Source organism: Roseicitreum antarcticum, assembly GCF_014681765.1.
GTDB classification, from domain to species: Bacteria; Pseudomonadota; Alphaproteobacteria; order Rhodobacterales; family Rhodobacteraceae; genus Roseicitreum; species Roseicitreum antarcticum.
The window spans coordinates 772,858-793,062 of sequence record NZ_CP061498.1 but is presented as its reverse complement, the minus strand read 5'-3'; the positions used below and the strand labels follow the sequence as shown (position 1 = coordinate 793,062).

Annotated in this window: 15 protein-coding genes; 9 read left to right on the top strand and 6 right to left on the bottom strand. The window is 63.2% G+C overall.

The window, feature by feature from the left end:
• Positions 1–174 precede the first annotated feature (174 nt).
• Positions 175–1,143 (top strand): hypothetical protein, encoded by a 969-nt coding sequence (locus H9529_RS03610; protein WP_092889768.1) that lies wholly within the window; start codon positions 175–177, stop codon positions 1,141–1,143.
• 173 nt (positions 1,144–1,316) lie between these two features.
• Here the strand turns inward: H9529_RS03610 and infC are convergent, their stop codons facing one another.
• The gene (gene infC / locus H9529_RS03605; RefSeq protein ID WP_223814281.1) at positions 1,317–1,805 is read right to left on the bottom strand and encodes a translation initiation factor IF-3; all 489 of its coding nucleotides are present in this window, start codon (positions 1,803–1,805) and stop codon (positions 1,317–1,319) included.
• 234 nt (positions 1,806–2,039) lie between these two features.
• Here infC and H9529_RS03600 point away from each other — a divergent pair, with 234 nt between their 5' ends.
• Positions 2,040–2,759 carry a hypothetical protein gene (locus H9529_RS03600; RefSeq protein WP_092889774.1) on the top strand — a complete coding sequence of 240 codons (720 nt, stop codon included), beginning with the start codon at positions 2,040–2,042 and terminating at the stop codon, positions 2,757–2,759.
• A gap of 324 nt (positions 2,760–3,083) precedes the next feature.
• Here H9529_RS03600 and H9529_RS03595 read toward each other — a convergent pair whose 3' ends face one another.
• Positions 3,084–3,911 carry a ferredoxin--NADP reductase gene (locus H9529_RS03595; protein WP_092889779.1) on the bottom strand — a complete coding sequence of 276 codons (828 nt, stop codon included), beginning with the start codon at positions 3,909–3,911 and terminating at the stop codon, positions 3,084–3,086.
• Between the two features lie 253 nt (positions 3,912–4,164).
• On the opposite strand from H9529_RS03595, the gene H9529_RS03590 reads away from it, so the two are divergent.
• Positions 4,165–4,626, top strand: coding sequence for an Lrp/AsnC family transcriptional regulator (locus tag H9529_RS03590; RefSeq protein WP_092889782.1), 462 nt, complete (start codon positions 4,165–4,167; stop codon positions 4,624–4,626).
• Positions 4,627–4,650: 24 nt separating this feature from the next.
• Here H9529_RS03590 and H9529_RS03585 read toward each other — a convergent pair whose 3' ends face one another.
• Positions 4,651–5,817 carry a cytochrome P450 gene (locus tag H9529_RS03585; RefSeq protein WP_092889785.1) on the bottom strand — a complete coding sequence of 389 codons (1,167 nt, stop codon included), beginning with the start codon at positions 5,815–5,817 and terminating at the stop codon, positions 4,651–4,653.
• Between the two features lie 6 nt (positions 5,818–5,823).
• Entirely contained in the window at positions 5,824–7,209 is a 1,386-nt protein-coding gene (locus tag H9529_RS03580) for a M20/M25/M40 family metallo-hydrolase (RefSeq protein WP_092889787.1), read from the bottom strand.
• A gap of 161 nt (positions 7,210–7,370) precedes the next feature.
• On the opposite strand from H9529_RS03580, the gene H9529_RS03575 reads away from it, so the two are divergent.
• The 4 genes from H9529_RS03575 to ispG all read left to right on the top strand — a co-directional run bounded on the left by H9529_RS03575 (position 7,371) and on the right by ispG (position 12,109).
• Complete coding sequence (locus H9529_RS03575) at positions 7,371–7,976, top strand: 5-aminolevulic acid synthase (protein WP_223814280.1); 606 nt, start codon at positions 7,371–7,373, stop codon at positions 7,974–7,976.
• 312 nt (positions 7,977–8,288) lie between these two features.
• Positions 8,289–9,512 (top strand): 5-aminolevulinate synthase, encoded by a 1,224-nt coding sequence (gene hemA / locus H9529_RS03570; RefSeq protein WP_092889793.1) that lies wholly within the window; start codon positions 8,289–8,291, stop codon positions 9,510–9,512.
• 143 nt (positions 9,513–9,655) lie between these two features.
• On the top strand, positions 9,656–10,840 hold the full coding sequence (locus H9529_RS03565) for a helix-turn-helix domain-containing protein (RefSeq protein ID WP_092889796.1): 1,185 nt from the start codon (positions 9,656–9,658) through the stop codon (positions 10,838–10,840).
• Between the two features lie 126 nt (positions 10,841–10,966).
• The gene (ispG, locus tag H9529_RS03560; protein ID WP_092889799.1) at positions 10,967–12,109 is read left to right on the top strand and encodes a flavodoxin-dependent (E)-4-hydroxy-3-methylbut-2-enyl-diphosphate synthase; all 1,143 of its coding nucleotides are present in this window, start codon (positions 10,967–10,969) and stop codon (positions 12,107–12,109) included.
• A 318-nt stretch (positions 12,110–12,427) separates the two neighbouring features.
• Here ispG and carB read toward each other — a convergent pair whose 3' ends face one another.
• Positions 12,428–15,757: a carbamoyl-phosphate synthase large subunit gene (gene carB, locus H9529_RS03555; protein WP_092889803.1), complete on the bottom strand. Its 3,330-nt coding sequence runs from the start codon at positions 15,755–15,757 to the stop codon at positions 12,428–12,430.
• 406 nt (positions 15,758–16,163) lie between these two features.
• On the opposite strand from carB, the gene H9529_RS03550 reads away from it, so the two are divergent.
• Positions 16,164–18,323, top strand: a complete 2,160-nt coding sequence (locus tag H9529_RS03550) for a hybrid sensor histidine kinase/response regulator (RefSeq protein ID WP_176847122.1) — start codon at positions 16,164–16,166, stop codon at positions 18,321–18,323.
• A gap of 37 nt (positions 18,324–18,360) precedes the next feature.
• Here the strand turns inward: H9529_RS03550 and H9529_RS03545 are convergent, their stop codons facing one another.
• Positions 18,361–19,050, bottom strand: coding sequence for a ribonuclease T2 family protein (locus tag H9529_RS03545; protein ID WP_223814279.1), 690 nt, complete (start codon positions 19,048–19,050; stop codon positions 18,361–18,363).
• Positions 19,051–19,200: 150 nt separating this feature from the next.
• Here H9529_RS03545 and H9529_RS03540 point away from each other — a divergent pair, with 150 nt between their 5' ends.
• The gene (locus H9529_RS03540) at positions 19,201–19,986 is read left to right on the top strand and encodes a DUF1013 domain-containing protein (protein WP_092889809.1); all 786 of its coding nucleotides are present in this window, start codon (positions 19,201–19,203) and stop codon (positions 19,984–19,986) included.
• The last annotated feature ends 219 nt before the right edge of the window (positions 19,987–20,205 follow it).

Here is a 20,205-nt window from a genome sequence, read left to right as displayed (position 1 = left end):
TGCTGGGCCTCGTGTCGTGCGCAGGATCTGGTAGCCGCCTGCCGGCTGCCTGCGAGATATGTCGCATTCCGCCGCGCCGCGCGCCCCTTCAATGTGCGATGATCCCTTGCCCATGCGGGCCGGCTATTCCATAGTCCGCTCTAATACCTTTGGACGTGATTGGACCTCTTCCGCATGCTGCGCCTGTTTCTGATGTCATGCTTCTGCCTGTGGTGGTCGGTGCCGGTCTTGGCGACGCCGGTGGCGGGCCAGACCGATGCCGCGTTCGAGGCGGCGGTGCAGGCCTGGCTGGCGGATGAGGAAGAAGAGGCGCTGACCGGGCTGGCCATGTTGGCCGGGCAGGGGCTTGCGGCGGCGCAGATCCTGCTGGCCGTCATCGACAAGACGCCCGAATTTCAGGGGCCCTGGTTGTCGTTGCTGCCCGCCGCACAGCGCAATGCATTGATGCGCGCGCCGGGTGGCATGTCGGGCCAAAGCTGGATGCGTGCCGCCGCCGCCGAAGAACCGCTGGCACGGCTGTGGGTGTCGCTGTGGGACGTGAACGCGCCGATCGACCTGCCGCTGGACTTCGCGCGCTATGGCGAAGATCGCGCCGCGCGCGATGCTGTCCTGACGCTGTTCGCGCGGCAGCATCGCGGCTTTGCCGCGCTGGTCGATGACCCGGATTTCCCCGATTCCATGCGCTTCATCGCCGCGCCAGAGGATCCAACGATCACCCATGCGGCGCCGGTCGACATCACCGACATGCAGCGCCCCCTGACAACTGATGCAGCGCCCTGGCTGCGCGATGCGCCCGAGGCCGCGCCCCTGCGCGCCCTGTGCGACAGCGCCTGCCCGCTGGACGCCGAGGCCTGCGCGCTGGCCGCCTACAAGGCCTTGGGGTCGCACCAGCGGGCGCTGACCCTGGGGTCGCCCGTCGAAGCGCTGATCCCCACGGCGGATTTCGCAGATTCGCCGCGCGGGCATGCTACAGTGCTGCGCAAGATCATGCTGAGCACGGATGCGCGCGGTCGTATCGGTCTGCTGACCCGCGCCAAGGCTGCGGACATGTGTCTGGCAGGCGTGCTGGACACCGAATTCGGGCGCTATCGAATCCACTTGCCGCCTGCCAATCCCGTTGTGGAAGCGACTGACGGGCAGTAGCGCGCGTGCGCCTGCGGGCCGTGTGGTCCCGCCCGCAGGAGGGGTCTGCTTGGCGGCGCCAACGTAAAATGGCCCAGGCTTTCGCCTGAGCCACTTTAAATTTTCCGATCGGTATCAATCAAACTCGACGCTCGCAGTGGCAAACCCACCGCGGCACCCTTGGTGCCACGCGCTTATCGCGGCCCGATCATCATGACCATCTGGCGGCCTTCCATGCGGGGCATGTTTTCGACCTTGCCCTGTTCGCCGACATCATCGGCAACGCGGTTGAGCAGTTCCAGCCCCAGTTGCTGGTGCGCCATCTCACGGCCGCGGAACCGCAGGGTCACCTTCACCTTGTCGCCGCCTTCCAGAAACCGCATGACGTTGCGCATTTTCACGTCATAGTCATGCACATCGGTGCCGGGCCGGAATTTCACTTCCTTGACCTCGATCACATGCTGGTTCTTGCGGGCTTCGGCTTCGCGCTTTTGCTGTTCGTACTTGTACTTGCCGAAATCCATGATCTTGCACACCGGCGGGGCGGCATTGGGCGAAATTTCGACCAGATCCAGCCCGGCTTGCTCAGCAAGGCTCATCGCATGTTCGGGCGTGACAACCCCAAGATTTTCGCCTTCGGCACCGATCAGGCGGATTTCTGGTGCGCGAATACGCTCATTCACGCGGGGTCCGGTATCGCGTGAGGGCGGGGCATTGTGCGGTCTGCGGGCTATGGTGCTGTTCCTTGCATTATTTTCGGCTGCGAGCAAACTACCTTTGGCGTGGTGGTCTTTCAAGCGCGATTTTTGGCGATTATGGGCATAAATCGGCCATGTCGTCTGGCGTGGTGTTTGCAGTTGCAGAATAATCTGACATATGGGGGGCAGCGTTAACCTGTAACCACTGGGATCTTACAGATGAAAAAAACACTCATTATCGCACTGGTCGTGCTGGCCGCAGGGGTCGGGCTGTGGCTGGGCAACCGCCCTGATGCCCCCGAACCCGCGCCGCAAGTTACGGCACCAGAGGTTGAAACCCCCGCGACCGAGGAGCCTGAAGTCGCCGAACCCGCAGCCGAGGAACCCGTGATCGAGGTGCCGACCGAGGCGGAAGTGGAGGCAGAGATGCAGGCAGCCGAGGAAGCCGCCACAGAATCTGCCACCGACGCGATGAACGAGGCGCAGGACGCCCTGAGCGCCGCGCATCAAGAGGCCGAGACCGCATTGGAAGATGCGATGAACTCCGCATCTGACGCGCTGGATAACTTGACCGGGACGCCCGAAACGGCCACTGAAACCGCGCCTGCCGATGCCGCGCCTGCCGCTACGGAAACTGCACCGGCAGCGACTGAAACGGCACCCGCGACGACCGAGGCGGCACCTGAAACCGCAGCACCTGAAGCAACGGCACCCGAGACCATGGCGCCGGAAACCACGTCACCTGAGGCTTCTACCGCTGACACCAACGTCGCGACCCAAGTGCCGCTGACCAATGATGTCGTTGCAACAGAGATCGAGGATTCCAGCCTGGACGCGACCCAGAAAATCTCGCTTCGTGCGCTGCTGGAGGCCGCCGGCAACAATCAGGACATGCTGCAAGAGGTGATGGAACGCCTCGGCACGCTCACGGTCGAGTAAACCGTCCGGTTGACGGAACATCTCTAGACGAAATGCAAACGCCGCCCCGGATCGGGGCGGCGTTTTTCATGGGGGGGACGCGGTTTCCCGCAGGGGGGGCAGATGGCAGAGCTCGCTGCCGTTCACTGCATTGGGCGGCGGTTGATGCGGTGTGCGACGGCGCCCCCGCGTGGCCCGCTGATCCAACACCGCCCGGGGCGGCAATTGCTGCCCCGAAGCGGTCACAACCTTGCCCGCCACCGCTATCGCCGGGCGATGGCCCTGCCAACCCGCGCCATTGTTGGTATCGGTGTGCGCCGGCCATTGCAGACCGTGCGGCATTCCTCAGCCGACGAAGGCCTTTTCCACCACATATTCCGCCGGGTCGCTGTTGGCACCTTCGCGCAGCCCGAAGCCTTCCAGGACCGCCTTCATGTCGGTGTTGAACCCGAGCGAGCCGCAAACCATGCCGCGGTCCGCCCCGGGTGTGATCGGCGGCAGCCCTAGGTCCGCGAAAACCTTGCCAGAGGTCAGATTGTCGGTGATCCGGCCTTTGTGCGCAAAATCATCCTGCGTGGTGGTGGGATAGTATTTCAGCTTGTCACCCACCATCTCGCCGATCAGCGGGTCTTCGGGCAGGCTTTCGATCAGTTCGCGGCCATACTCCAGTTCGGCTGCCTCGCGGCACGCATGCATCATGATGATCTGGTCATAGCGCTCATAGGTCTCGGGGTCGCGCATCAGCGACGCGAAGGGCGCGATGCCAGTGCCGGTGGCAAACAGCCACAGCCGCGTGCCGGGCAACAGCGCGTCATGCACCAGGGTGCCGACAGGCTTGGGCCGCAAGATGATCTCATCGCCGGGCTGGATATGTTGCAGCTTCGAGGTCAGCGGGCCATCCGGCACCTTGATCGAATAGAATTCCAGTTCTTCGTCCCACGCGGGCGACGCGATGGAATAGGCCCGCAGCAGCGGCTTGCCGTTGTCACCCATCAGTCCGATCATCACGAATTCCCCGGACCGGAAGCGCAAAGAGCGTGGCCGCGTCACCCGGAAGGAAAACAGCCGGTCGGTCCAGTGCCGCACCGAGGTGACGGTCTGCGCATCGGGCAGCGCCTTGTGGGCCGCGGCAGGCGGGGTGTCGGCGGGGATTGCAGAGGCAGGTTCGGACATCACGGGGCTTCTTTCCTGACGGTGTGGTCATAGCAATATGGGCGCAGCGGGCGGCGTGCCGCAAGTTGACACTTTGCCACCGTGCCATTCAATTGAAGGTCGATGTAGCCCGCCCGGCACCACGCCGCAACCGCTGTGCGGCTGATTTCCGAACATTGTTCCGATATTCCGCATTTCGATTGCCGTATCGGAAATTATTTCCTATAGGCAGGTAGCAACAGGGCTTTCATTCCATTCAAAGGGGCATGGTGAAGTGGCAGTACGCATGGATGATCTGGACCGAAAGATATTGTCCGAGCTGCAAGACGACGCCAGCCAGTCGCTCGATGACATCGCGCGCAAGGTGGGGTCGTCGAAAACCCCCGTATGGAATCGGATCCGCAAACTGCGCGAGGCGGGGGTGATTACCCGTCAGACCGTGCTCTTGGACCCCGACGCCCTGGGCCTGGAGGCGTGTTTCTTCGTGCTGATCCGTACCTCGGCCCATGAGGCCGGGTGGCAGCAGAAATTCCTCGCTTCCGTCCGCGCCCGGCCCGAGGTGCTGGAAGCGCACCGCCTGGCGGGCGACATCGACTATATCCTGAAGGTCAGGGTGGCCAATGCACGCGCCTATGACACCTTTTATCAGGCGCTGATTGCCGAGGTGAACATCTTCAACGTCACCGCCTTGTTGTCCATGGAAGAAATCAAGGCGACGACGGTGTTGCAGGTCTGACAGCCGCCCAGCAGGCGACACCGCTCAGGCCAGCACATCCAGACGGCTGAGCCCGTGGAAATGGTAGGTCGGCGCGAACTTTGGCGGGCGGGCCAGCCGCAACCCCGGCAGGCGCTGCATCAAGATCGGCAGCATCACCGCCAGTTCCAGCCGCGCCAGTGGCGCGCCGACGCAGAAATGCAGCCCCGCACCAAACGCGGCATTCGGCTTTGCCACACGGCGGGGATCGAAATCGTTCGGCCGGTCCCAATGACCGGGGTCACGGTTGGCTGCGGCCAACAGGCAGGCCACCTGATCGCCGCGCCGCAGGGTGTGGCCCATCACGTCAATGTCGCTATACGCAATGCGGGTGAACATGTGCAGCGGCGGGTCGAAGCGCAACACCTCCTCGACCAGCGGCTCCACCGGGGCATCTGCCGTGTATTGACCGCTTTGCAACAGCGCCTTCACGCCATTGCCGATGGTGTGCACCGTCGCCTCATGCCCGGCATTCAGCAGCAGGATGCAGGTGGTGATAAGCTCCTCGGTGCTCAGCCGGTCATCATCGCCCTCCGCTGCGATCAGATGGGTGATCAGGTCATCGGCGGGCTGGTGGCGGCGCGCGGCGATATGGTCGCGCAGGTAGGCGCTGAAATCGCGCGCGGCGGCAGAGGCGGCATCCTCCACCGCGCGGGTGCGTCCTGCCTGGTACATCGCCACCATTGCATTGGACCAGCGCAGCAGGTCATCTGCCATATGGTCCGGTACACCCAACAGCCGCGCAATCACGATCACAGGCAGCGGCTGCGCAATATGGGTCAGCAGGTCGAATTCACCTTCAGGCAGCGCATCCACCAATTGATGCGCCAGTGCCGTGATCTCGGGTTCAAGCGCTGCAATCCGGCGCGAAGTGAAGGCCCGCACCACCAGCCCGCGCAGCCGTGTGTGACGCGGCGGTTCCAGCTCCAGCATCGAATGCGCCTCTACCGCATAGAACGGCTGCATATGGTCGGCGACCTCCAGCGGCGCGATGGGCTCTCGGCCAAAGCGGCGGTCGCGCATGATGGCATTCACGGCAGCATAGCTGACGGCGCAGGGCATGCCGTAGTCTTCCCACCAGACAACCGGCCCCAGCGCCCGCATCCGGTCATAGAACGGATACGGGTTCTGCACGAAGCCGGGCTCCAGCGGCGATTGCGCAATCCGCTGCATGGCCCCTCAGGCGTCAGCTTTGGAAATCGCGTCGAGGATGCGCGCCCACGACCGGATGCCCTTGTGGAAGCTTTCCAGATCATATTTTTCATTCGGGGAATGGATCTGGTCGTCGTCGCGGCCAAAACCGATCAGCATGGCATCCATATCCAGATAGGTCTTGAAATAGCCCGCGATCGGGATCGACCCCCCCGACCCGACGAAGGCCGCCGGGTTTGGCCATTCATCCGACAGCGCCTGCCGCGCGGCCTCGAACGCCGGGTGGCTGATCGTCATCTGCGAGGCGGGCGAAGCGCCGTGACCCTTGAATTCCACCGTGCAATCGTCGGGCAGGGCAGCACTGACATAGTCGCGGAACGCCGCGCGGATGGCATGGGGGTCTTGCGTGCCGACAAGGCGGAAGCTGACCTTGGCATGGGCTTCGGCGGGCAGCACGGTCTTGAAACCCGCGCCGGTATAGCCGCCCCAGATGCCATTGATCTCGCACGTCGGGCGGGCCCAGATCATTTCCAGCGCGGTGCGGTCGGCCTCGCCCGCCGGGTATTGCAGCCCGACACTGCCAAGGAAGGCGCCGGCATCGAAATTCAACGCATCCCATTGCGCGCGCAATTCATCAGACAGGTCGGGCACGCCATCATAGAAACCGGGCAGGGTGATGCGGCCATTATCGTCATGCAGCCCGGCCAGAACACGGCTCAGCACCCGGATCGGGTTCATTGCCGCGCCGCCGAACATGCCCGAATGCAGGTCTTTCGTGGGGCCGTGGATGGTGATCTCCTCACCCAGAAGGCCGCGCAGCATGGTGGTGATGGCGGGCGTCTGAGGGTCATACATGCCCGTGTCGCAGATCAGCGCCAGATCGGCGCGCAGCTCCTCGGCGTTCTCCTTCATATAGGGGATGAGGGAAGGTGAGCCTGATTCCTCTTCCCCCTCCAGAAACACCGACACGCGGGCGGTCAGGGCGCCATGCACCGCGACCCAGGCGCGGCACGCTTCCACAAAGGTCATCAGCTGCCCCTTGTCATCCGCTGTCCCGCGGCCACGGATCACCTTGCCATTGGGTCCATCCTCCAGCGCCGGGTCGAAAGGTTCGCGATCCCACAGGTTCAACGGGTCCACCGGCTGCACGTCATAATGGCCATAGAACAGAACATGCGGTCCCGCACCCTGCCCATGCGCCACCACCATAGGATGCCCCGGCGTAGGGCGTTTGCTGGCGCTAAGGCCGATCGAGGCCAGGTCTTCCACCAGCCAGTCGGCGGCGCGGTCGCAATCCGCCTTGTAGGCCGGATCGGTCGAGATCGAGGGGATGCGCAACAGATCCATCAGACGGTCCAGCGCCTGTGGCAGGGTTGCGTCGATATGGGACAGGACGGGATCAAGGGATGACATCGGCACCTCCGGGCATGTGTTCACAATTGGGTTGTGGCTAGACCTATCAGCCCGGGCCGGGGTGTCCAGCCCCGTCGGTTGCGCTATAAGCGGGGGCAATGGGGCGCGTCGTGCCCCGATACGTCAACGGATATGCGATACGGAGGTCACAGCGGATGCGGATGAAATGTGCTTATGGTCGGTCAATCACGGGGCGGGCGCTTGCCGCTTTGCTGCCCATCGCCATGCTGCCCGGCGCGGCGCTGGCGCAGACATTGTCTGGTGCCGAGGTCGAAGGCCAGCTCTTCGCGCCCGAGCAAGCCGAGGTGGTGATCTACGACACGTCGGTCCTGTCGGCTGAAAATCAGGCGATTGTCACGCAAATTGCGCAGGGGCAGAAATACTATGCCGCCATGGCGCTGGCCCCCGATCACGGGTTGCTGCATCAGGCCACCGTGCTGGCCGCCAATTACCATGACGTCGCCGCTGCCCGCGCCGCCGCTCTGCGCGAATGCGACAGCCTGCGCGAAAGCGACACGCCTTGCCTGATCGTGCTGGAAGTAAGGCCCGCCGGCTGGACCGCGCGCGATCTGCAACTGAATGCCGATGCGACCGCCGCCTTCACGCGCGATTACCTGCCCGCCCGGGCGCCAAAGGCGATGGCGCTGTCGCCTGCCACCGGGCAATGGGCCATCGGGCAAGGCGCTGCCGCCTTGGACGACGCGCGCGCCGCCTGTGCTGACGCTGCCGCCCCGGCCGGTGATTGCGCGGTGCGGATCGCGGATTGACCCCGGCTGCCGCGCGCGCCGCGCCCTGCTGCCCCGCGCGCCGCGCCCTGCTGCCCCGCGCGCCGCGCCCTGCGGCAGGGTGTCGGCGGGCGGTTTGCTGCACCGCTGCGGTCCGGCACGGGCGTTGGGCTAGACGCGTGGCCCAGGGCGTGGCCCAGGGCGCGGCATAGGGCCGCGCCTGACCATTTTTTCGCGTCGGGTTAATTGATCTGCATCATTTTATAACAGATGAGAGACGGGATAGGGTTTCATCTATCCGATGAAGTTATATCATTGAATTTGACCGAGCGTTCGAAAGCCAGGGAGACGACCTTGAACTATGAAGCCGCACTAGAGGCCGCGCTGCAACGCCTGCATGATGAGGGACGCTACCGGACCTTCATCGATATTGAGCGTCGCAAGGGTCATTTCCCCCATGCGGTCTGGAATCGGCCCGATGGCACCCGGCAAGATATCACTGTCTGGTGCGGGAATGATTATCTGGGCATGGGGCAGCATCCGTCTGTTCTGGCCGCGATGCAAGATGCGCTGCTGGCGACCGGCGCTGGTTCTGGCGGGACGCGCAATATCTCTGGCACCACGGTCTACCACAAACGGCTGGAAGCCGAGCTTGCCGACCTTCACGGCAAAGAGGCTGGGCTGATCTTCACCTCTGCCTATATGGCCAATGATGCCACGCTTTCGACGCTGCCGAAATTGTTTCCCGGCCTCATCATCTATTCGGACGCGCTCAACCATGCCTCGATGATCGAAGGCGTGCGGCGCAACGGCGGAGCCAAACGGATTTTCCGCCACAACGACGTGGCGCATCTGCGCGAATTGCTCGCCGCCGACGACCCCGCAGCGCCTAAGCTGATCGCGTTTGAATCGATCTATTCGATGGACGGTGATTTCGGTCCCATCGCGGAAATCTGCGACCTTGCCGATGAATTCAACGCCCTGACGTATTTGGATGAAGTGCACGCCGTCGGCATGTACGGCCCGCGCGGTGGCGGTGTGGCGGAACGCGACGGGCTGATGCACCGGATCGACCTGATCAACGGGACGCTGGCCAAGGCCTACGGCGTCATGGGCGGCTACATCACCGGCAGCGCCAAGATGTGCGATGCCATCCGATCCTACGCGCCCGGTTTCATCTTCACCACCTCGCTGCCGCCTGCGGTGGCGGCGGGCGCGGCAGAATCGGTGCGCCATCTGAAGACGGCGCAAGACCTGCGCGACCGGCAGCAAACCACCGCAAGTATCCTGAAAATGCGGCTGAAAGGGATGGGTCTGCCGATCATCGACCACGGCAGCCATATCGTGCCGGTGCATGTTGGCAATCCGGTGCATTGCAAGTTGATTTCGGACATGCTGCTGGAAAGCTACGGGATTTACGTGCAGCCGATCAACTTCCCCACCGTGCCGCGCGGCACCGAACGGCTGCGCTTTACCCCGTCTCCGGTGCACGATTCCGCCATGATCGACCATTTGATACGCGCAATGGATGACCTGTGGTCGCATTGTGCGCTGAATCGTGCCGAACTGTCCGCCTGACGCTTGGAGCCGCTTTAAAAAACCTTGTGATCTGGTAAACTCTCTGTACGAAGATCACAGGGGTGAGAGCTGACTCGCATGGCATTTGCGACAACAGGTCCACGATTATTTGGCGGTCAGAACGGGCGGACAAGGGGCAGGCAATGAAATGGCGGACAAAGCAGCCGACGGCTGACGATACAAGCAAACAGCTTGGCTTTGACGATTTTGAGCTGAAGCTTGGCGACCTCATGCGGGGTGAACGCGCGACGCTCAACAAATCCCTGCTTGATGTGCAGCGCGAATTGCACATTCGCGCGGCCTACATTGCGGCGATCGAAAACGGCGATATCGAAGCTTTCGAGGCGCCGAATTTCGTTGCGGGCTATGTCCGGTCTTATTCCCGCTACCTCGGCATGGACCCCGAATGGGCCTATGCGAAGTTCTGCGATGAACACAATTTTTCGGTGCAGCATGGCATGTCTGAAATGCCAAAGCCCAAGAAGCCGGTGAAGGCCGCGCCGCCCGAGGGGCACATGCTGTCGCGCATGACCTTCAGCCCTGCGCCCCGGTCGATCTGGGAACGGGTTGAACCGGGTGCAGTCGGCTCCATCGCCGTGTTGCTGGCGCTGATTGCCGGGCTGGGCTATGCAGGCTGGACTGTCCTGCAAGAAGTGCAGCGCGTGCAGATTGCGCCTTCGGACCGCGTACCCAGCGTCATGGCCGAACTCGACCCGGTAGCGATCGGGCGCCCTGCAGCCGCAGATACCCCAGGTTCTGTCACCGCCGATCTGCTGCCCGAGGGGGACCCCGCCGCCATGCCGGTTGCCGAAGGCTTGGTGCGCGTGTACCGGCCGCAGGCGCTGGACATGCCTGTCATGGTGTCGCGCGATGGCCCGATCTCGGAGATCAACCCGCGTCAGACGACCGAGCGGACCGATGGCAACGCCATTGAAGACGCGATCCAACTGGCGCTGCGCGATGAGGCACAGCCCGCCGAGGTGCAGGTGATCGAACCCACCGTGGCGCAGGTCGAACTGCTGGCCGTGCGCCCGTCCTGGGTGCGCGTGCGCGCCGCGAATGGCACGGTCTTGTTCGAAAAGATCCTGGACGCTGGCGAACGCTACACCGTCCCGCAGACCGAAGAGCCTGCGACGCTGCGGGCGGGCAATTCCGGCTCGCTCTATTTCGTGGTGAATGGCGATGCCTATGGCCCGGCCGCACCGGGCGCGCAGATCGTCAACAACGTCGCCCTGTCCGCAGATGCGTTGCAGCAAGACTACGTCGTCGCCGACCTGTCGCGCGACGCCGATCTTGCCCGCATGGTGGATGTAGCGCAGGCCGAATGACCCCGTGCGCCGACAGGCGGGCCGTGTCACATCCAACGTTTGTCATTGTCATGAACCCGCCATTGCCCGAGGGGCGGTGGCGGGTTATCTATTGGGGAAATACCCTAACCTGACAGGCTCGTCCTCATGTCTCTGAATCACATCCGTCCGTGGCGCAACATTTACCGGCGCAAGTCGCGCCAGATCATGGTGGGCAAGGTTCCGGTGGGCGGCGATGCGCCGATCACCGTACAGACCATGACCAATACCGACAGCGGCGATGCGAAGGCCACGATTGAACAGATCCTGCGCTGCGTCGATCAGGGCGCCGATATCGTCCGTGTCTCGGCCCCCGATCAGGCCGCCACCCGCGCGTTGAAGGAAATCTGCCGCGAAAGCCCGGTGCCCATCGTCGCCGACATCCACTTCCACTACAAACGCGCGATTGAGGCCGCCGAGGCCGGCGCCGCCTGCCTGCGCATCAACCCCGGCAATATCGGTGATGCCGCCCGCGTGCGCGAGGTTATCAAGGCCGCGCGGGATCACGGCTGTTCGATCCGCATCGGGGTCAACGCGGGGTCGCTGGAACGGCACCTGCTGGAGAAATACGGCGAACCCTGCCCGGATGCGATGATCGAATCCGGTATGGACCATATCCGCATCTTGCAAGACAACGACTTCCACGAATTCAAGATCAGCGTGAAAGCCTCTGACGTGTTCATGGCCGCCGCTGCCTATCAGGGCCTGGCCGAGGCGACGGATGCCCCGATCCATCTGGGCATCACCGAGGCCGGGGGCCTGATGTCGGGCACGATCAAGTCAGCCATCGGGCTGGGCAACCTGCTGTGGATGGGCATCGGCGATACCATCCGCGTCAGCCTGTCGGCCGACCCGGTGGAAGAGGTCAAGGTGGGCTATGACATCCTGAAATCTCTGGGCCTGCGGCATCGCGGCGTCAACATCATCTCGTGCCCGTCCTGCGCGCGGCAGGGCTTCGATGTCATCAAGACGGTCGAGACGCTGGAACAACGTCTGTCGCACATCAAGACGCCGATGAGCCTGTCGATCATCGGCTGTGTGGTCAACGGCCCGGGTGAGGCCTTGATGACTGACGTGGGCTTCACCGGCGGGGGCGCCGGGTCGGGCATGGTCTATCTGGCGGGCAAGCAAAGCCACAAGTTGTCGAATGAGCAGATGGTCGAACATATCGTCGAACAGGTCGAAGCCCGCGCCGCAGTGATCGAGGCAGAAATGGCGCAAGAGGCGGCCCAGACCGAACCGGCGCAGTAATTTGGCGCTTTATAGCGTAGTATCAGCAGGTTAGGCGGCCCCCCTCATGCTTTGCATGAAGGGGGCCGCCTGGCAGGTCAGCATTGCGCGCCTTTTCAACGGGATACGCAGCTGCCCTCAGTCCGCTTGTGAAGAGGCTTTTGCGTCTTTTCGCGAAAACATCTGACAATCAGAGGTTTATCGCCCAAACCGGTGCAGGCCGCCAGTTGCCCGTCGAACCATATTTTCCAAAGTATCATTATAAATCAGATGCATGCGCGATGATCTTCACGCATTGGGTGAGGCGGGCGCGCTGGTTCCCCGGCGCGCCCCAATGCCTCAACCTTGCAGGGTCCGCACGCCGTAACCCTCGTTGCGCGCCTGCATGGCGGCGACAGCGGCGATAGAACCCGCGGCGGTGGTGAAATACGGAATCTTGTCCATCAGCGCGACGCGGCGGATGTCGCGGCTGTCGTTGATCGCCTGCGTGCCCGCCGTGGTGTTCAAAACCAGATCAATGTCGCCGTTCTTCAGCCGGTCCACGATATTCGGACGCCCCTCGTAGACCTTGTTGACATGGGTGGTTGCCACACCCTGTTCTTTCAGCCATGAAGCCGTCCCGCGTGTTGCCACGATCTCGAAGCCCAGCGTTTTCAGGTCGCGGCTGGCTTGCGCCAGGGCGTCGGATTTGTCGCTGTCCTTCACCGATACGAACACCCGGCCCGTTTCGGGCAGTACCACGCCCGCGCCCATCTGCGCCTTCAGGAAAGCCAGCGCGAAACTGCGGTCCCAGCCCATGACCTCGCCGGTCGACCGCATTTCCGGGCCCAACAGCGGATCGACGCCCGGGAAGCGGGCAAAAGGCAGCACCGCTTCCTTGACCGAGAACCAGGGCGTGATCGGATCAGCCAGCGTGTTGGGATCGGCCAGCGGCAGCGGCGTGTCGGGGCCGACGCCCTTCGCATAGGGCGCGCGCAGCGGGAAGTTCGACAGCGGTTCCCCCGCCATCAGCCGCGCGGCGATGGTGGCAATCGCGCTGTCGGTGGCTTTGGCGACGAAGGGCACGGTACGGCTGGCGCGGGGGTTGACCTCCAACACATAGATCTCGCCGTCCTTGATCGCGAATTGGACGTTCATCAGGCCGACAACATGCAACGCGCGGGCCATCAGCTCGGTCTGGCGCTTCAACTCGGCCACGGTGGCGGCATCCAGCGAATGGGGCGGCAGGCAGCAGGCACTGTCGCCCGAATGGACGCCCGCTTCCTCGATATGCTCCATGATACCGGCGACATGCACGGCGTGGCCGTCGCACAGCGCATCCACATCCACCTCGATCGCGCCGGACAGATAGCTGTCCAACAGCACCGGGTTCTTGCCCGACACATGCACGGCCTCGCGGATATAGCGTTCCAGTTGGGCGTCGTCGTGGATGATCTCCATCGCGCGGCCGCCCAGCACAAAGGACGGGCGGATGACCAGCGGATAGCCGACCTCGGCGGCGACGGCGAACGCTTCATCGCGCGACCGGGCGGTGCCATTATGCGGCTGGCGCAGGTCCAGCTTGTTCAAGAGCGCCTGAAACCGCTCACGGTCCTCGGCCAGATCAATGGCGTCGGGGGTGGTGCCAAGGATCGGGATGCCTTCATCTTGCAGCGCATTGGCCAGTTTCAGCGGCGTCTGCCCGCCAAACTGCACGATCACGCCATGCAGCGTGCCGTTTTCCTGTTCGACCCGCAGGATTTCCAGCACATGTTCCAGCGTCAGCGGTTCAAAATACAACCGGTCCGAGGTGTCGTAATCGGTGGACACCGTTTCGGGGTTGCAGTTGATCATGATGGTCTCATAGCCCACATCGGTCAGCGCATAGCAGGCATGGACGCAGCAATAATCGAATTCGATGCCCTGACCGATCCGGTTGGGACCGCCGCCCAGGATGACGACTTTCTTGCGGTCGGACGGTCGCGCCTCGCATTCCACCTCGCCCATCATCGGCATTTCATAGGTGGAATACATGTAGGGCGTCTGTGCCTCGAACTCTGCGCCGCAGGTATCGATGCGTTTGAACACCGCATTGACGCCCAGATTGCGCCGGGCACGGCGAACCTGGCCCTCTTCCCGGCCGGTCAGTTGCGCCAGTCGCGCATCGGTGAAACCCATCATCTTCAGATGCCGCAATGCGCCCACGGTGACCGGCACGCCGTTGCGGCGCACCTCGGCCTCGGTCTCGACGATCTCGCGGATACGCGCGATGAACCACGGATCGAATGAGGTTGCATGCTGGATGTCGTCATCCGACAGCCCGTGCCGCATGGCCTGCGCGATGATGCGCAGCCGGTCCGGTGTCTGACGGCTCAGCGCCTTGACCACGGCGGCGCGGTCCGGCGCGCCCTCGATCGCGATCTCATCGAAACCCGACAGCCCGGTTTCCATGCTGGCCAGCGCCTTTTGCAGGGATTCGTGGATGGTACGGCCCACGGCCATCACCTCGCCCACCGATTTCATCGCGGTGGTCAGATCGGGGGTAGAGCCGGGGAATTTCTCGAACGCGAAACGCGGGATCTTGGTGACGACATAGTCGATCGTCGGTTCAAAGCTGGCCGGTGTGACCTTGGTGATGTCGTTGTCCAACTCATCCAGCGTGTAGCCCACGGCCAGCTTTGCCGCGATCTTGGCAATCGGGAACCCCGTTGCCTTCGACGCCAGCGCGGAAGAGCGGGACACCCGCGGGTTCATCTCGATCACCACCATGCGGCCATCGGCGGGGTTGATCGCCCATTGCACGTTCGACCCGCCGGTTTCCACACCGATCTCGCGCAGCACGGCGATGGAGCCGTTGCGCATGATCTGGTATTCCTTGTCGGTCAGCGTCAGGGCAGGGGCCACGGTGATGCTGTCGCCGGTATGCACGCCCATCGGGTCGATGTTTTCAATCGCGCAGATGATGATGGCGTTATCCGCACGGTCACGCACCACCTCCATCTCGAATTCTTTCCAGCCCAGCAGCGATTCATCCACCAGGATCTGCGCCATGGGCGAGGCCTCCAGCCCCGACCGGCAGATGCGTTCGTAATCGTCGCGGTTATAGGCCACGCCGCCGCCGGTGCCGCCCAGCGTGAAGGCGGGGCGGATGATCGCGGGCAGGCCGACATATTCGATGGCGGCGATAGCCTCGGCGACGCCGGCGCTGATGTCATATTTGCCGCTGGCCAGTTTCGGCGCGGCGATGATCGTCGCCTTGGGGTTTTCCAGTCCGATCCGGTCCATCGCCTCGCGGAACAATTTGCGGTCTTCGGCCATCTCGATGGCGGCGCGGTTGGCGCCGATCAGTTCCACCCCGAATTTTTCCAGCACGCCCATGTCGGCCAGCGCAAGGCTGGTGTTCAACCCGGTCTGCCCGCCCATGGTGGGCAACAGCGCGTCGGGACGTTCGGCTTCGATGATCTTGGCGACAACTTCGGGGGTGATCGGCTCGATATAGGTCGCATCGGCCAGCCCCGGGTCGGTCATGATGGTGGCAGGGTTGGAGTTCACAAGGATCACGCGGTAGCCTTCCTCGCGCAGGGCCTTGCAGGCCTGGGCGCCGGAATAATCGAACTCGCAGGCCTGACCGATCACGATGGGACCCGCGCCGATGATCATGACTGACTTGATATCGGTTCTTTTCGGCATCACTATCCCCTTTGACTTCCACGCGCAGACAGGCCCCGGTGCGGACCCTGTGCAAATTGCTGCGGGTTATAATCAAGGGCGGTGCCGGTGCAAGCCAATATCGCCCCGATCTGGCAGACGCCCGTGCCACCGGGCGCGACTTTGGCGGAATGGACCGGGGCGCGCGGCCAGTGGGCGGGGCCAGTGGGGGTCGGTGAGGCGGCTCTTGATGTCACGCAATTGATTGAGCAAATATGAAGGCTTGGCGCAGCGATCCGGCTGCGCTAGGTTCTGAGTTGATTTCAGGGTCATCCTGTCAGCGGCTCGGCGTTGGCGTCGTGCTATCTAAATTTCAGGTGCGGCGCCCGCAGCAAACGCGCAGCACCCCCGCCCCCAAGGAAATGCGATGGCAGGCGAAAGACAAGAAATGTTGGACTTGACGAATGAGGCGCGTCTGACGCGCATTCAGGGTCTTGTCGTGGATGTACTGAACAACCTGCTGCGCGCGCCGATTGACGATATCGACACCCAGATCGACCAGGCGCTTGCCCGGATCGCCACCTTCTGCAAACGCGACCGCGCTTATGTCTTCGAAGTCACTGGCGACATGACCCAGAACACCCATGAATGGTGTGCTCAAGGTATCGAGCCGGTGATCGACCAGTTGCAGGAGCTGCCGCTGGAGGCATATGGCCCGTTGGGACCGCGCCTTCAGGCTGGTGAGGTGTTGCACCTGCCCGATGTGCACGAACTGCCCGAAGGCTCGGTCGAGCGTGAGACACTGGAAATGCAGGGCATCCGGTCGCTGCTGATCGTGCCAATGCTGCCCGATGGCAAGCTGACGGGGTTCGTCGGGTTTGACGGGGTCGAGGTTGCGGGCGAATTTCTGCCCGGCGAGATCTATTTGCTGCGCTCGGTCACCGATGTGGTGAACTCGGTCTTGCGGCGGCGGGAAAGCACCCGGGCTGTGGCCAGCGCGCAGGCGGCGCTGACCGCGCAAAGCGCGTTTCTGGAAAGCATCCTGACCACCGGCGCGCTGGGGATCTGCGTCTATGATGCGACCGGCACGGCGATCTATATCAACGACATGGGCGAACGCGTGCTGGGCGTGACCAGCGATGAACTGCTGGGCCGAAAGCATGACGACCCGCGCTGGCGCTTCACCAATATCAACATGAAGCCGGTGCCCGAGGATGAACTGCCCTTCAACGTCGTGATGCGCACGGGCCGCACGGTGGAAAACATCCGCTGGGCGCTGCATTGTCCCGAAGGACTGCGCTACATGTCGCTCAACGCCGCACCCGTGCTGGATGCCGATGGCGAGATCACGCGCGTCGTCTGGGCAATGAACGACATCACCCAGGTGATGCAAAGCGAACTGGCTCGCGAAGCCGCGTTTGAGGAAGCGCGCCGCGCCAATACCGCGAAATCGCAGTTTCTGGCCAAGATGAGCCACGAAATGCGTACCCCCCTCAACGGTGTGCTGGGCATTGCCGAAGTGCTGGACGACATCATCAGTGACCCCGATCAAAAGCGGATGGTGGGCATCTTGCACGACTCGGGCGGCTTGTTGATGAGCATCATCAACGACCTTCTCGACATGTCCAAGATCGAGGCCGATTCGCTGGACCTTGAATCGGTGCCATTCTCGGTGAGCGACCTCGCGCAGCGGGTGGAAATGGTGCATACCCTGAAGGCGTCGGACAAGCAGTTGTCGTTCTCGGTCACCACCGGGCCGGGCTGCGGGACGGCCCGCATGGGTGACAGCCACCGCATCTTGCAAATCTTGCACAATGTCATCAGCAACGCGATCAAGTTCACCAGCGCGGGCCGCGTCGATGTCGCATTCGAGGCCCCCTTGGGCGGCGACGTCATCATCCGGGTCACTGACACCGGCATCGGCATGTCGCCGCCCGAACTGGCTGGCGTGTTCGAAGAATTCAGCCAGGCAGACAGCAGCATCAGCCGCAAATATGGCGGCACCGGGCTGGGCATGGCCATCGTCAAGCGGCTGGTGGGCATGATGCATGGTGAGGTGACGCTGAGCAGCACCAAGGGGGTTGGCACCCAGGTGCTGATTACCCTGCCGCTGCCCATGGCGCAGGACACGCCGCTTGCCGTGAGCGAGACCACTTCCGGCCAGCGCAATGAACTTTTGCGCGGCATGCGCATCCTTGCTGCCGATGACAACCGCACCAATCGCATGATCCTGGGCGCGATGCTTGCGCAGCTTGGCGCCAGCGCGGTCATGGTCGAAGACGGGCACGCGGCGCTGGCACGCTTTACCGCAGGGACGTTCGATCTGGTCATCCTCGATATCTCCATGCCCGGGATGGACGGGGTCGAGGTCTTGCAGGCCATCCGGGCGCGCGAGGCAAGTCTGGGCCTGCAGCGCACCTCGGTCGTGGCATTTACCGCCAATGCCATGTCGCACCAGGTACAAAGTTATCTGGAGGCAGGCTTTGACGATTGCCTGACCAAACCGCTGAAAACCGAACGCCTGAACGAGGCGCTGACCACCGTCGCCCGCCAAATGATGCAGCGCGACCGGACCGGCCATGCGCATGTGATCTCGACCTCAGGCTAGGCGTGGGGCAGGGCGCACTTTGGGGTCAGCCTGCCCCTCAGCGCAGCGGTGGCAGTGAAACGCCGTCAGCGCGGCAGGCTCGGGCGCGCAACTGGGCGTCGCAGATGCGCGGTGCCAGCGTTTTCGTCAGACAGACCCGCAGCTCCTGCACCCGTCCGTCGCGACAACTGACCGTCATCATGTCGGGGGTGAAGCGCTGGTTCACCTCCAGGAACGCTTCTTCGATCACATCGGCGGGTACGCGCAGGTCGCGGGTGATGCGCTCGAACAGGTCAGGCACTGTCACCGCGCCGAAGGCCTGCCGCGTCGCGTCAAAATAGGCCGCCCCGTCCACGCCCGCGCAGCGCCCGTGCTTGTCCCATTGATGCCGTGCAAGGCCAGCAGATCCCATGATGTCGGTCATCGCCGCCATCTGGTCGCGACGCGGTGGGGCGGCGGTCGTTGCGCAATATTCCGGCCAGCCGCCAGCGTCATGTTGCGGCCAGAGGCCATGTACCAGCCAGCCCAGCCCGGCCCCCGCGTCGCACCGCGCATCGTCGCGCGCATCGCCGGTCTGCGCGCACCAAGACGGTGTCCAGCTTAACGCCAGAACGTAGTAATCAAACCCATCTGCGTCAGCCTGTGCCCGCGTCTCGGCGCGTGCCGCCGCACCAAGCACCACACACAGCACCAGCGCCAGGCACGCAAACGCCCCCCTGCCATGAAACACCATCATGCGCTCGCGCATTTTTGCTTTCCTCTTTTCCACTCTGCGCGTATAACCCCGCCATTCCCCGAAAGCGAGGATACGCAAGGACCGCCTTGCAGCCGTTTTCCCGGCGCGGGAAAGAAGTGTTCGCAGGCCCGTCTGCGTCGATATAGAATGTGGAGTAATCCGATGTCAAAACCCTTGATGGCCAAGGCAACCGCGGTCTGGCTGGTTGACAATACAACGCTGAGCTTCAAGCAGATTGCCGATTTCTGCGGCCTGCATGAGCTGGAGATTCAAGGGATCGCCGATGGTGACGTGGCCACCGGCGTGAAGGGGTTCGATCCCCTCGCGCACAACCAGCTGGACGAATCCGAGATTGCAAAAGCGCAGGCAGACCCGCTTTATCGCATCAAGCTGAAGCACAACCCCGCTGCGGCTGGCGAAGAAAAGCGCCGCGGCCCGCGCTACACGCCGCTGTCGAAGCGTCAGGACCGCCCGGCCTCGATCCTGTGGCTGGTGAAATTCCACCCCGAACTGGCCGATGCGCAGATCCGAAAGCTGGTGGGCACCACCAACAGCACCATTCAGGCGATCCGCGAACGCACGCATTGGAACATCGCGCATCTGGTGCCGATCGACCCGGTCGCGCTGGGGCTGTGCCGTCAGTCCGAACTGGACATCGAGGTACAGAAAGCCGCCAAGAAACGCGCTGCCGAAGGCGTGGTCATGTCGGATGATGAGCGTCGCAAACTGGTCTCGACCGAACAATCGCTGGGCATGGAGCCAGAGCCCAAGATGCCGTCGTCTATTGCCGGGCTGGAAAACTTCACCCTGTCCGAGCCTGAGGAAAAGCGCGACACCGCCAATTACTCTGATGCCGACAGCTTCTTCAACCTGCCCGAAGACGACAAGGCGGGTAATGAGGATGATGAAGACGACGAAGATAACGACGACACGCCCGCACGCCGCTAGGAAGCATCGCGCGACGGCCCGTTGCAAGACACCCGCCCTCCGACACCGGACGGCGGGTGTTTTCGTTTTGCGGGCAGGGCGGCGGTGGCCTGCGCGGCGCATTCCACCCGCGCCGTCTTTCCGGCACGCCATTGCAGGCCGCGAAAATGCACAGACCTGCTTTTCCTTCGCGCAGGTTTCGTTTACCGCTGTCGCAACTGATATTTACCCAAGGACGGC